Raw genomic sequence first — 13,771 nt, 5'->3', positions numbered from 1 at the left:
TATTCCAGTGGCTGATCTGCTGATTGAACTTTTTTCCGAAGAAATCCCCGCCCGCATGCAAAAACGTGCGGCGGACGACCTGAAAAAGCTGATGACCGATGGCATGGTAGAGGCAGGGCTGACCTATGCATCTGCTGCTGCTTTCGCCACGCCACGTCGTTTGTGCCTCACGGTTGAGGGCCTGCTGGATGCCAGCCCACGGACCGTGGAAGAGCGCAAAGGCCCCAAGGCAGATGCGCCCGAAAAAGCCATCGAAGGGTTTCTGCGTGGCGCAGGCCTGACGCGCGATGATCTGGAAGAACGCGACACGCCAAAGGGCAAAATCTTGTTCGCGAAGATTACCAAGGAAGGCCGTCCGGCGGCCGATATCATTGCCGAAGTGCTTGAGCAGACAATCCGCAATTTTCCATGGCCAAAATCCATGCGGTGGGGGGCAGGCACGCTGAAGTGGGTGCGCCCGCTGCATTCCATCCTCTGCATCCTCAGCCGTGAGGATGGCGCCGAAGTTGTGCCGCTGGACGTCGATGGTATCGTATCTGGCAAAAGCACACGGGGTCACCGTTTCCTTGCGCCGGATGCAATCACGGTAAACAGCTTTGACGACTACACAGCCAAGCTTAAACGCGCGTTTGTCGTGCTTGATCCCGCAGAGCGCCGCGATGCCATCTGGCATGACGCGACCAATATGGCCTTTGCCAGCGGCCTCGAAGTGGTCGAAGACGCAGGTCTGCTCGCCGAGGTCGCAGGTCTGGTCGAATGGCCTGTGGTTTTGATGGGCCGGATTGGCGATGATTTCCTGAACTTGCCGCCAGAAGTCCTGCAAACCTCTATGAAAGAACACCAAAAGTTCTTTTCCGTACGCAATCCCAAGACGGGGCGGATTGAACGCTTTGTCACGGTGGCCAACCGTACCACCGCCGATGATGGTGCGACGATCCTTGCGGGCAATGAGAAAGTGCTGAGCGCCCGTTTGGCCGATGCCAAATTCTTCTGGGATAACGATCTGCGGATCGCGAAATCCGAGGCGGGCATGGGCGCGTGGGTGGAAAACCTGAAAAACGTGACCTTCCACAACAAGCTGGGCACGCAGGCAGAGTTGATCGAACGCATGGCCGTGCTGGCCCGCGAACTGGCCCCGATGGTCGGTGCTGATCCTGATGCTGCCGAGCAGGCCGCGAAAATTGCCAAAGCCGATCTGTCTTCTGAAATGGTCTATGAGTTCCCCGAACTCCAAGGTCTGATGGGACGCTATTATGCGCAGGCCGCAGGTCTTAGCGATGATATCGCCGCAGCCAGCGAAGAGCACTACGCGCCCCTTGGACCATCCGACGATGTGCCGACAGCGCCGGTTTCAGTCGCTGTGGCACTGGCCGAGAAGATCGACAAGCTGACGGGATTCTGGGCGATTGATGAAAAGCCTACAGGCAGCAAAGACCCGTTTGCGCTGCGTCGTGCGGCCTTGGGCGTGATCCGGATTGCCCTTGAGAATGATCTTACCATCCCGTTAAATGACGTGCTGGATGCGTCACAGCATGATGCTGACAACGCCGACCTGCTTGCCTTCCTGCACGACCGCCTGAAGGTCTACCTCAAGGATCAAGGCATCCGTCATGACATCATTGATGCCTGCATCGCGATGGATGGCAATGACGATCTGACCCTTCTGGTCAAACGTGCCCGTGCGTTGTCTGATACGTTGAAAACCGACGATGGCGAAAACCTGTTGCAGGCGTTCAAGCGCGCCAACAACATCCTCTCCCAAGCGGAAGAGGCGGACGGGGTCGAGTATTCGTTTGGTGCCGATGCAAAGTTTGCTGACACGGATGAGGAGCGTGCGCTTTTCGCCGCATTGGATAGCGCAGAGGCCGTCATCACACCGGCTATGGCCGCGCAGGACTTCACCACAGCTATGTCGGCGATGGCAGATTTGCGTCCCGCGCTTGACGCGTTCTTTGATGCGGTGCAGATCAATACCGACAATAGCACTGTGCGCCGCAACCGTCTTAATCTGCTCAGCCGTATCCGCACGTTGTGTACGTCTGTCGCGGATTTGACGCGGATCGACGGCTGATTGTCAGCCATTTGACGTTGCGGCCCAGCAGGTGAGCAAATGCTTGCTCTGGGCTGTATTCAGCCTATGCTGCATCTGAAATCGAAGGATGCCGCAGTGCAGAATGATCCAGATACCACCCTTGTGACGCAGACCGCGCCGATTAATACGGTGACCCACGGCGGGCGGGCGAAGTGTTTGCAGCGGCTTGTGCGGTTGGACCTGCCTGTGCCGCGGACAGTGGCACTGTCTTTCATGACGATTGAACGTATCGCGCAGGGCGAATTGCCGGATGTCAGCGCGGTTATGGACGAATTTCCCGAAGATGCGTTGGTGTGTGTGCGCCCCTCCAGTCAGGATCCGGATTGGGGCGGGCCGGGGGCTGTGCTGAACATCGGGATGAACGATGCAAGGTTTGCCAGCTTTAGCAAGACCATGGGCGAAGAAGCAGCCGCCTCGATCTATACACGTTTCATCCAATCTTATGCGATTAATGTCGCCCGTCTCGATCCTGACATGTTTGACGACGTCGAAGGAGAGGGGCGCGCGGCGCTTGCGCAGACGCTTGAGGCCTATGAGCTTGAAACAGATGAGAAATTTCCGCAATTGCGCAGCACTCAGCTCGCAGCGGTTCTGCGTTCGATGGCCCGCGCATGGAGCGGTACATCGGCCCGTTTGCTGAGGCAGGCCAAAGGCGCGCCTGCAGATGCTGGCCTTGGGTTGGTTGTCCAGCAGATGATTTTCGGTGTCGGTGCGGGCAAATGTGGTTCTGGTGTTCTGCAACTGGTGGACAGCGAAACCGGTGCGCCGCAGGTAACGGGCCGCTATCTGAGCCAAAGTCAGGGGCGGGACGCGCTTGAGGGCGCCTCGGACGCGCTGTACCTGACCCGCGATCCACGCGGGCCCTCTTTGGAGGAAAAGCTGCCGGAAGCTTTCGAGACGCTGAAGACCTACGCAAGCCTGATGCGTCACCGGTTGCGCGCCGAGATGCAGGTGGAATTCGCGATCGATAACGGCGTTGTTCACATTCTTGACGGGGTGCGGGTTTCGCGTTCATCCCGCGCGGCCGTTCGTATTGCCGTAACTCTGGCCGAAGATGGCATCATCAGCCGAGAAGAGGCACTGATGCGGGTGCAGCCACGGTTGTTGACTGAGCTGCTGCACCGGCAGATTGATCCGTCGGCAAAGCGTGACATCGTGGGCAAAGGCATCGCAGCCAGCCCGGGCGCTGCAACAGGGCGTCTGGTGTTTGATTCTGCCGAAGCGCAGGCCAGTGCGGCACGCGGAGAGTCCTGCATTCTGGTCAGGCGCGAGACGTCGTCCGAAGACGTGCGTGGCATGCATGCGGCCAAGGCTGTTTTGACTGAACGCGGCGGCATCACAAGCCACGCGGCGGTGATCGGGCGTGGTATTGGTCTGCCCTGTGTTGTGGGCGCTTCCAGTCTGGTCTTCAATCAACGCGATAAAACGATCACGTCGAAAGATGGCCGCGTGTTTCATGCCGGCGACGAGATGACGGTCGACGGCTCCACAGGGCAGGTGCTGGCTGGTGCGGCAGCGATGCAAGAAGCTGCGTTAGATGATTATTTCAAGAAACTGATGGCTTGGGCGACCGATAGTGCCGACATCAAGGTGCGTGCCAACGCCGACACTCCGCAAGACGCGCAAACCGCACGCAACTTCAACGCCGAAGGCATCGGGCTATGCCGGACGGAGCATATGTTCTTTGACCGCGGTCGCCTGACCGTGATGCGCGAGATGATCTTTGCGGATACGTCCGACGGACGCCGCGCTGTGTTGGAACGGTTGCTGCCGATGCAGCGCGAAGACTTTACCCAGCTGTTCCAGATTATGCAGGGCACGCCCGTTTGCATCCGTCTGTTCGATCCGCCCTTGCATGAATTCCTGCCGATGGACGCAAGCGGTCAACGGGAGCTGGCAGAGGCGCTTGGCCTTCCGCGCTCTGATGTGACGCGGCGGATCGAGGCGATGCGTGAATACAATCCGATGCTGGGATTGCGCGGTGTGCGCTTGGGTATCACCGTGCCGGAAATCTACGAGATGCAAGCCCGTGCGATTTTTGAAGCAATCGTTGACGCCAGCCAGAACGGCGATTCCGTCATGGCAGAGATCATGATCCCGCTTGTTTCTGCGCGCCGCGAGGTTGAACTGGTCAAAACGGCCATCGATGCGGTTGCCCATGCCGTGCGCCAGGAGCGTGGCGTGGATTTTGCCTACCGGCTTGGCGTGATGGTCGAGACTCCGCGCGCGGCCTTGCGCGCGGGCGAGATTGCACCCTATTGTTCCTTCCTCAGCTTCGGCACGAACGATCTGACACAGATGACTTATGGTCTGTCGCGCGATGACGCGGGACGCTTTATGTCCGATTATGTACAACAAGGCGTTTTTGACGAAGACCCCTTCCACACATTGGATCACGACGGCGTCGGAGAATTGCTGACCCTCGGCGCACAACGTGGCCGCATGGCCCAGCCGGATATCACGCTTTCGGTTTGTGGAGAGCATGGCGGCAACCCCGAATCGATAGCATTTTGCCGTGCGGCGGGCTTCCATTACGTTTCTTGCTCTCCGTTTCGCGTTCCGGTTGCACGGCTCGCTGCGGCTCAGCTGGCAATCGCCGACAAGATACAGTGAGATTCCCGTCAGTTAGCCACAGGATGCGGAACCATTAGGCAATAGCTTGCCCAAACGGGGAGGCGCGGCTTGTTGCATTAGTGCAATCAGGCTAGGCGCGGCATTGGAATAACGATGCCGGAGAAAGTGACCATGTGGTCAGTGAAAAATCTACGATCAACGAAATTCGCCCTTGCTGCTTGTCTGATTGCTGTCGTGCCTGTCGGGGCCATGGCGAACAGCGCGGCCCAGAATCTTGCCAGAATCGAAGCCCGCGGTCTGGCTTCTGTTGATGTTGAACGGATGGCCAGCCTTGCCTCGCCAGAGGCGGTGCTGACACCTGTCTCCGCCAAAAAAGGTACAGTGCCGGATGTTGTCTTTTCCCGCGCGTGGCTTGCAAGCCAACCGAAGGCCACCGGATCGTCCGAGTTCAATTGCCTCGCCGAAGCGCTGTATTTCGAAGCGCGTGGAGAAACTGTCAAAGGTCAGTTTGCCGTAGCCGAAGTGATCCGCAATCGGGTCAAATCCGCTCGGTTCCCGAATTCTTACTGCGCCGTCATCAATCAAGGCACTGGCAAAAAGCACCAGTGCCAGTTCAGCTATACTTGTGATGGGCGTGCCGAAGTGATTGCCGAGCATGCAGCCTATGCCCGCGTAGCCAAAGTTGCGCGTGCCACGATAGATGGCAGATCGCCCGATATCACCAATGGCGCCACCTTCTATCACACCACGGCTGTTCGCCCCAGCTGGGCCCGTAAGTTCACCAACACCGCACGATTTGGCGTGCACCTGTTCTACAGCCGCGGTGTTCGGACAGCCAGCAACTGACGCAAAGCAGTGATGGTGGGGCGCATGCAGCCCTCGACGGCGGGGAAACTGCAGTATAAACGCGCCAGTAGCAGACCAGACGGGAGCGCGCCCATGTCATCCGAAACCCGCCTTGCCTTCGCCCATCCATCCGAACGGGCGGCAGCAACTTCAACGACCGATGCGCTGGACCGTATTTCGGTCCGCGATCATACCGTGGAAGTCGAAATCGGCGCCTTTCAGGCCGAGCGGGGGGTGCGGCAACGCATCTGTTTCAACATCGTCGTCGAAGTGCAGCCTCTTAGTGGGCCGATTGATGATGATGTGGATCGAATCCTTTCTTACGATCGTGTGACAGAGGCCATTCAAGCCGAGCTCGCGGTTGAACGTCTGGCTTTGTTAGAGACATTGGCGGAGCGTGTGGCAGAGCGGATTCTGCTGGAGCCGCAAGCGATGCGCGTCTTTGTCCGTATCGAAAAGCTGGACCGCGGGCCAGGTGCATTGGGGGTCGAGATTGTGCGCGCCCGTGACGGCGCCCCGCCCGCAGAAGTGGCACCCGGCGAAGCACCTCATCCTGAATTGGTCTTTCTCGGCAATGCAGCGATTGCTTCGGCTCACCTGAAGGGCTGGCTTGATCAGTTGCACGCACAGGGGCGCCCTTTGGTTCTATGTGTCGGTGCGTCAGATGTACCCGCGCCACAGGTTGATCATAAGATGGCGCAACGCCGGATTGATCTGCTGGCGATCGAACAGAATGCATGGGTGCTGGCCGCACGCGATGACCGCTGTGTGGTCGTTGAGACCCGGACCGAGCTCGACTGGGCAATGAAAAATGGACAAACCTGCGTCTGGGCACCGTCCAAAATTGTGCTCGACAGTGTGGATACGCCTTCGGCGCAGCCGCGCGATGCCGTAGCGCTTGCGGCTTGGTTCGCAGCGACGTTCGAGGCGCGCGAAATGATTGTAATCGGCGCTGATGTCCCGCAAGAGGCATGCGTCCCATTGCGTGCTGTGTCATTGGATTCCGCGACGCTCTGACCATGACAAAAACCTATTTTCGACCGATTGTAAGCTGTGACATCACGCGCCCCGAGGGTGCCCTGACCCTTGCGGGCGGATGGGGATGGTTCGCTGATGTTGAGGTATTGCAGCGCGGGCAGGCTCCGTTTGTCATTCCGGCAAAAGATCTGCCGGGCAGCGCAGCAGATGTTCTTGTTGCGCCGCGTCCGCAAAATTTCCAGCTGCCTCGCATCATGGGCATTGTGAATGCAACGCCCGACAGTTTTTCTGACGGGGGGCTGCACGCGGCAGCGGAGGATGCGGTTGCTGGTGGCCTTGCGATGGCGCAGGCTGGTGCGACAATCCTTGATATCGGTGGCGAAAGTACGCGCCCGGGTGCGCTGACGGTGGCGCATGACGAAGAGATAGCGCGCATCGTTCCAGTTATTGCTGGTGTGCGGGCTGCTGGGTTTGGCGGTGTCATCTCGGTTGATACTCGTAAAGCATCTGTGGCCGCTGCGGCAATTGATGCGGGCGCTGATCTGGTGAATGATGTGTCCGGCTTTACCTATGACCCTGACCTTGCTGGTGTGGCCGCGCAGGCTGGTGTGCCGGTATGTGTCATGCACGGGCCGGATGATCCCGCCACAATGCAAAACGACCCGCGCTATGATGACGTATTGCTGGACGTATATGATTTTCTCGAAAAGCGGATCACCGCGCTTGAGAGCCAAGGCATCGCGCGCGATCATATGATCGTCGACCCCGGTATCGGCTTCGGAAAGACCCAAGATCACAATCTGGCCCTGTTGGCTCGGTTAAGCCTGTTTCACAGTCTGGGTGTGCCGGTGTTGTTGGGCGCGTCGCGCAAACGCTTCATCGGCACCATCGGCAATGCACCGCAAGCGCGCGACCGGGCGTCTGGATCAATCGCCGTGGCTCTTGCAGCTTTTGCGCAGGGCGTGCAAATTGCGCGGGTTCACGATGTGTCAGAGACAGCACAGGCGCTTGCCCTTTGGCGAGCGTGCACCGGAGGAGAATGATATGACAAAGCTTTTCGGAACCGATGGTGTGCGAGGACGTGCGAATATCCACCCGATGACCGCAGAAATGGCGCTGCGCATTGGGGCTGCTGTCGGCCGGTATTTCCGCCGCGAAGGTGAATCCGCTGCGCACCGTGTTGTGATCGGCAAGGACACGCGGCTGTCCGGCTATATGTTCGAAAATGCCCTGACGGCGGGTTTGACCTCAACGGGTATGAATGTGCTGCTGTTGGGGCCTGTGCCAACGCCGGCTGTCGGGCTTCTCACCCGTTCCATGCGTGCCGATCTGGGGGTGATGATTTCTGCCAGTCATAATCCCGCGCAGGACAACGGGATCAAGTTTTTCGGGCCGGACGGTTTCAAGTTGTCCGATCAGGTGGAGGCGGAAATCGAAGCGCTGGTCGCCGCCGGAGTGGAGCCGACAGCCGCACCGGAGATCGGCCGCGCCAAACGGATCGACGACAGCCGCTTTCGCTATATCGAACGGGTCAAGTCAAGCTTTCCGCGCCAGATGCGTCTGGACGGGCTGAAAGTGGTGATTGATTGCGCCAACGGTGCCGCGCACCATGTGGCCCCAATGACCCTTTGGGAATTGGGCGCAACAGTGATCCCCGTGGGTGTGTCACCCAACGGGCATAACATCAATGACGGGTGTGGCTCTACCCAGCCGCAGGCAGCGGCTGAGACGGTGGTCGCGCATGGGGCAGATGTGGGTATTTGTCTGGATGGCGATGCGGATCGTGTGATTTTGCTGGATGAGAACGGTAAAATCGGGGACGGGGACCAGTTCATGGCGCTGATGGCAGCCCGTTGGAAGGCCGATGAACGGCTCAAGGGCGACGCGCTGGTTGCGACAGTGATGAGTAATCTCGGGCTAGAGCATTTTCTGGCGGAGCGTGGCGTTCGGTTGGAGCGCACAAATGTCGGGGACCGATATGTCGTTGAACGCATGCGTCAGGGCGGGTTCAATCTGGGCGGAGAGCAGTCAGGCCATATCGTGATGACGGATTACGCCACCACAGGCGACGGGTTGATGGCAGGGATGCAGTTTCTGGCAGAGATGATCCGCGCAGGCAGACCTGCCTCCGAGCTGATGCACCAGTTCGAGGCGGTGCCACAGTTACTGGAGAATGTCCGCTTTGCCGCAGGGCAAACGCCGCTGGAGGATGCGCAAGTGCAAGCCGCGATCGCGCAGGCCGAGAGCGATCTGGCGGGCGGCGGACGCTTGTTAATCCGCAAATCCGGAACAGAGCCTTTGGTGCGGGTCATGGCAGAGCATGAAGATGCAGGCCTGATGCAGCGTGCAGTGAGCAGTGTTGTCGCGGCCGTGGAAGACGCTGTCAAAACCTGACCCCTTACTTTCGTATCTGATTTGCTAGTAAGACCGGTATTGTTTGGCTCAAAGGACGCGCCGCTAGCGTTTGAAGAGCCGTCGCAAGGCGCCGTACTGGCTTAGGCCTACACCGATCAGGATCAGCGTCATTGCTAAAAGCAAAGAGTTGGGCAGGGCCTCTCCGAGGAAAATTGCGCCCAAAATCACAGACCAAGCCGGTACCTGATAGTTGACCAGTGACATGAATACAGGCCCCGCGCTGCGAACTACAAGCACCCGCAGGAAGTTTGCGCCCGCAGTTGGCACAAGCCCGAGAAAGACCAGAACACCCAGAATATGTGGCGATGGAACGGGCGGGGGGCCTTCTATTATGAAGGCGATGGGAATCGTCAGGCCTGCGCCGACAATCAACAACACTGTGGCCAGACCGATGGGATGTGCGGCGGGTAAGCGGCGCAACAGAATTGACCCGACCGCATAGCAGCTTGCCGCCAGCACACAGGCAATACGGCCGGCTGTTTCAAAGCTAGCGCCAGTGGTTTGAAAGGCCTGCGCGCCGATCAGGATTACAACGCCGACAAACCCGATGAGGAAACCTACGGTCTTGCGCGGTGTCATTTGTTCGCCCGGCACTGTGAAGTGGGCTAACGGCAGGACAATGAGGGCGACAGCCGCCATCGACACGCCCGCAAATCCCGACGTCACATATTGCTGCCCCCACGCCAGCAGCGAAAAGGGGACAGCAGAACTAAGACCGCCGATGACCAGCAAATTACATTTATCGGCTGTGGCTGTTTTCTCTTTAAAGAGAGGCCGGCCCATAAAGACCCAGATTGTGCTCATCAATAACGCAGCAAACCCGATACGAGAGGCTGCCAGCCAGAACGGCGGCATGCCACCGGCCAACGCGATTTCTGTCACCATGAAGGTGCCGCCCCATGTAAGGCCAAGGATCGCAATCATGAGCCAGCTGAGCGGAGTAATTTGGGGGGATGTGTTCATCGGTCCAGATAGGGGTAAAGCGGCAAGGGGGGCAAGGGCTGTCACACGTCACAAAATAAATGGGAACAAATACCGATCTGGTGCGTTCTAACCCATGGCTAAACGTGAAGCGTGAATTTTAACCAAAGTTGAGAGGAACGAATGAATGGATTGGACATCCCCCACAGCCGCTTTGGCCATTGTCGCGTTTGTCGCTGCATTGGCTTTCGCAATCTTCAGTAAACGTGATGTGGATAAACGGCTAAGAGATCAGTCTGCACGTCAGCAGACAGGCTCGAAAGACTGTTGAGCATCCGGTAAAGTCAGCGATGCACAATATAAAAAGGCCCGAGCGTTATCCCGGGCCTTGGTTTTTGATATACTAAATCGATTAGTTCTTTGATTTGTCGACCATTTTGCCTGCGGAAATCCAAGGCATCATGTCGCGCAGCTTGCCGCCGACGATTTCGATCTGGTGTTCGTCGTTTGCACGGCGGGACGCTTTCAGGGTTGGCTGGCCAACACTGTTTTCCAGCATGAAGTCACGCACGAACTTACCTGTTTGAATGTCGCTCAGAACGGCTTTCATGCGGGCTTTTGTTTCGTCGTAAGGGAGGATGCGCGGGCCAGAAACGTACTGACCATATTCTGCTGTGTTGGAGATGGAGTAATCCATGTTGGCGATGCCGCCTTCATAGATCAGGTCAACAATCAGCTTTGTCTCGTGCAGGCATTCAAAATAGGCCATTTCAGGCTCGTAACCTGCTTCAACCAGTGTCTCAAAGCCCATGCGGATCAATTCAACAATACCGCCGCACAAAACAGCCTGTTCGCCGAACAGGTCGGTTTCGCATTCTTCGCGGAAGTCTGTTTCGATGATGCCGGAGCGACCGCCACCGATGGCAGAGCAGTAGGACAGGCCGATTTCCAGCGCTTTACCGGATGCGTTCTGGTTCACAGCAACAAGGCAAGGCACGCCGCCGCCTTTGGTGTATTCGCCACGCACAGTGTGACCCGGACCTTTTGGCGCCATCATGATCACGTCAACGCCTGCTTTTGGCTCAATCAGGCCAAAGTGTACGTTAAGGCCGTGAGCAAACGCGATGGCAGCGCCTTCGCGGATGTTGTCATGGACGTATTTTTTGTATGTCTCTGCCTGAAGCTCATCGGGCATTGTGAACATGATCACATCGGCCCAAGCGGCCGCTTCGGCGATTTCCATAACCTTAAGGCCTTCGCCTTCGGCTTTGGCGCGCGAAGGGGAACCGTCGCGCAGAGCGACAACAAGGTTTTTCGCGCCAGAGTCGCGCAGGTTGAGAGCGTGGGCATGGCCTTGTGAGCCGTAGCCAAGGATTGCCACTTTGGCATCCTTGATGAGGTTTACGTCGCAGTCACGGTCATAATAAACGCGCATGATTTTATCCTTCAGTTTTGTTCTGGGGGCGACCATAGGGCAAATCACGGCGGTTGCTATCGTCGGAACATGATATTACAGCCGTATTTAAAGAAATTAATGCGTCGATTTGTCGATAGGTGGATAATTCATGCTTGATGATGCGGATCGAAGACTGTTGCGGTACTGGCAGGCAGAGCCGAGCCTAAGCCAGGGAGAGCTGGCTGAGCGCGCAGGTATGACGACGGGGCGTGCCGTACGCCGTATCGCAAGGATGCAAGAGCTGGGGATCGTGCAGGGTGTCAGCGCCGTGATCGACTGGGCCGCGCTTGGGTATGCTGTCGAGGTGTCGCTCAGGATTACGTTGGACAAGACCCAAGGCAACGCTTTTGACGCCTTCATGGCCGAAGCCCGCAAAGTGCCCGAGGTGATCGAATTGCAGACATTTCTGGGACGTGTGGATGTCCGCCTGTCGATCATTGCGCGGGACATGGCGCATTATCAGCAGATCTACCGCGCCTCCATCCTCACACTGCCGCATATATCAGAGATCGAAGCGCTCATGCATGTCGCACGCATCAAAGCAAGCGAGGGTCTGCCGCTATGATTGAGCTGGACGAGACTGATAGGCGGTTGCTGAAGACGCTTGCGCGGGACGCGGGGCAAAGCACCGGCGTTTTGGGGCGTCGGCTGGGGCTTAGCCAGCCGGCCACTTGGCGGCGGATCAAGGGGCTGGAGGAGGCGGGAGTCATCCGGAGCCGCCAGTTGCGTCTGGATGCAGAAAAGCTCGGATTTGGTGTAACGGTGTTTCTCGGGGTCAAGCTGGCCCTGCGCGGTCGGGTGAGTCTTGATGATTTCGAACGCGCGGTCACTGCGATCCCCGAAGTTCAGACTGTGGAGCATGTGCTGGGACTGTATGACTACCGCCTAAGGGTTGTCGCGCGCGATTTGCCGGATTTTGAACGGGTCCTGCGGCGGCGGATTATGACACTGCCTGGGGCAGGGGAGGTTGAGGCGAATGTCTTGCTGAGCGAGGAACGACTAGCCGGTCCTCTTTGATCTAAAGGAAACTTTTGGCAGCGAAACGCAGAGTGGGTGAAAAGAATCCCCGCATTCTTTTTCAGATAGACTTTGCTATCGTGGAACGCAGTTTCTATGCAGTTGGTAAAGAATTGGATGGAGAACGAAGAATGGCGTTGCTTGAAACAGTAGATCCGACAGGGTTGGAAGAATTTTCGGTTGTGTTCACGGACCGGTCGCTCAACTCCATGAGCGCGGCGTTCCAGCAGGTGATGCGCGATGTTCATGCATTGTTGTGCGAAGTATACGGCGCTGAGTCTGCCGTGATCATTCCCGGTGGCGGTTCTTACGGCATGGAAGCGGTGGCGCGCCAGTTTGCACGCGGCAATGATGTGCTTGTGGTGCGCAATGGCTGGTTCTCTTACCGTTGGAGCCAGATCATCGAGACTGGTGGCCTGACTGCGAACACGACAGTGATGAAGGCCCGTCCCCAAGGAAATGCAGCGCCTGCGCCCTATGCGCCCGCTGCGATTGAAGATGTGGTTGCCGCGATCCGTGAGCAAAAGCCGCAGGTCGTATTTGCCCCGCACGTCGAGACATCCGCAGGGGTTATCCTGCCCGATGACTACATCAAGGAGATGGCCGCCGCAGCCCATGAAGTCGGCGCGCTGATGGTGTTGGATTGCATCGCGTCTGGGTGCGCTTGGGTCGATATGAAAGCGCTTGGTGTGGATGTGCTGATCTCCGCCCCGCAAAAAGGCTGGAGCGCGCAGCCCTGTGCCGGCTTGGTCATGTTGTCAGAGCGCGGCGTGGCCCGTTTGGCGGAAACCACATCGGACAGCTTCGCCATTGATTTGGGAAAATGGCACGCGATCATGCAAGCCTATCTGAACGGCGGCCATGCGTATCACGCAACCATGCCCACAGATGCGCTGCGCGTGTTTCGCGACACAATGGTCGAGACCAAGGAATACGGCTTCAAACGCCTGAAAGAGGCGCAGTGGCGGCTGGGCGATGGCGTGCGCGCAATGATGGCCGAGAAGGGTGTGAAGTCTGTAGCGGCTGACGGCTACGGCGCGCCGGGTGTGGTGGTTTGCTATACCGATGATCCGGACGTGAAAACGGGTAAGGCCTTCGCCGCCGAAGGTATGCAAATCGCGGCGGGCGTGCCGCTGCAAGTGGGAGAGCCTGACAGCTTCAGTACTTTCCGCATCGGCCTGTTCGGGTTGGACAAATTGTATGATGTGGACGGCACGTTGGCACGGCTTAAGGCAGTCGTTGATAAAGTGCTTTAACGCAGAGTTGGAAGCGTGGCACAGGGCGTGTCCTATTAGGGCACGCCCTATCCATCTGCGAGAGGTTATTCGTCGCGGCTGGAAAGGCCCGACATGCGGACCAAGCCGACCTCGCGGTCCTCTCAACCAACGACCGCTTTCCAAATGCTGCTTCAGCAGCGTAAAGAACGTCGGGCCGTTTCCTGACATTCACTGCAAAGGGCAGATGGCAATGGC

At 57.9% G+C, this 13,771-nt stretch carries 12 protein-coding genes; 10 read left to right on the top strand and 2 right to left on the bottom strand.

From position 1 onward, the window contains the following. Positions 1-7: 7 nt before the first annotated feature. The 6 genes from glyS (at position 8) to glmM (ending at position 8,884) form a co-directional block, all read left to right on the top strand. A complete protein-coding gene (glyS, locus tag K3757_RS12705; protein WP_260001254.1) occupies positions 8-2,071 on the top strand; it encodes a glycine--tRNA ligase subunit beta in 2,064 nt (687 codons plus the stop codon). A 66-nt stretch (positions 2,072-2,137) separates the two neighbouring features. Beyond that, positions 2,138-4,705, top strand: coding sequence for a pyruvate, phosphate dikinase (locus tag K3757_RS12700; RefSeq protein WP_260001252.1), 2,568 nt, complete (start codon positions 2,138-2,140; stop codon positions 4,703-4,705). 114 nt (positions 4,706-4,819) lie between these two features. Continuing rightward, positions 4,820-5,512 carry a cell wall hydrolase gene (locus K3757_RS12695; protein WP_259996040.1) on the top strand — a complete coding sequence of 231 codons (693 nt, stop codon included), beginning with the start codon at positions 4,820-4,822 and terminating at the stop codon, positions 5,510-5,512. Positions 5,513-5,605: 93 nt separating this feature from the next. Next, the gene (locus K3757_RS12690; RefSeq protein ID WP_259996038.1) at positions 5,606-6,529 is read left to right on the top strand and encodes a dihydroneopterin aldolase; all 924 of its coding nucleotides are present in this window, start codon (positions 5,606-5,608) and stop codon (positions 6,527-6,529) included. Positions 6,530-6,531: 2 nt separating this feature from the next. Further along, positions 6,532-7,533, top strand: a complete 1,002-nt coding sequence (gene folP, locus K3757_RS12685; protein ID WP_259996036.1) for a dihydropteroate synthase — start codon at positions 6,532-6,534, stop codon at positions 7,531-7,533. Between the two features lies 1 nt (position 7,534). Continuing rightward, positions 7,535-8,884 (top strand): phosphoglucosamine mutase, encoded by a 1,350-nt coding sequence (glmM, locus tag K3757_RS12680; protein WP_259996034.1) that lies wholly within the window; start codon positions 7,535-7,537, stop codon positions 8,882-8,884. Between the two features lie 63 nt (positions 8,885-8,947). On the opposite strand, the gene K3757_RS12675 is transcribed toward glmM, so the two are convergent. Next, entirely contained in the window at positions 8,948-9,868 is a 921-nt protein-coding gene (locus K3757_RS12675; RefSeq protein WP_259996032.1) for a DMT family transporter, read from the bottom strand. Between the two features lie 145 nt (positions 9,869-10,013). On the opposite strand from K3757_RS12675, the gene K3757_RS12670 reads away from it, so the two are divergent. Beyond that, complete coding sequence (locus K3757_RS12670) at positions 10,014-10,157, top strand: hypothetical protein (protein WP_259996030.1); 144 nt, start codon at positions 10,014-10,016, stop codon at positions 10,155-10,157. Between the two features lie 81 nt (positions 10,158-10,238). On the opposite strand, the gene ilvC is transcribed toward K3757_RS12670, so the two are convergent. Further along, entirely contained in the window at positions 10,239-11,261 is a 1,023-nt protein-coding gene (ilvC, locus tag K3757_RS12665; protein WP_259996029.1) for a ketol-acid reductoisomerase, read from the bottom strand. Between the two features lie 130 nt (positions 11,262-11,391). Between ilvC and K3757_RS12660 the strand changes: the two genes are divergently transcribed. The 3 genes from K3757_RS12660 to K3757_RS12650 all read left to right on the top strand — a co-directional run bounded on the left by K3757_RS12660 (position 11,392) and on the right by K3757_RS12650 (position 13,555). Then, positions 11,392-11,847, top strand: coding sequence for an Lrp/AsnC family transcriptional regulator (locus K3757_RS12660; protein ID WP_259996028.1), 456 nt, complete (start codon positions 11,392-11,394; stop codon positions 11,845-11,847). Next, a complete protein-coding gene (locus tag K3757_RS12655; protein ID WP_259996025.1) occupies positions 11,844-12,299 on the top strand; it encodes an Lrp/AsnC family transcriptional regulator in 456 nt (151 codons plus the stop codon). The genes K3757_RS12660 and K3757_RS12655 overlap by 4 nt, the downstream gene beginning before the upstream one ends. 131 nt (positions 12,300-12,430) lie before the next feature. Then, positions 12,431-13,555: an aminotransferase class V-fold PLP-dependent enzyme gene (locus K3757_RS12650; RefSeq protein WP_259996024.1), complete on the top strand. Its 1,125-nt coding sequence runs from the start codon at positions 12,431-12,433 to the stop codon at positions 13,553-13,555. Positions 13,556-13,771: the final 216 nt, after the last annotated feature.

This window comes from Sulfitobacter sp. S223 (assembly GCF_025143825.1).
Lineage (GTDB): Bacteria > Pseudomonadota > Alphaproteobacteria > Rhodobacterales > Rhodobacteraceae > Sulfitobacter.
The sequence above is the reverse complement of the archived record's forward strand: the minus strand, read 5'-3'. Positions and strand labels throughout refer to the sequence as shown.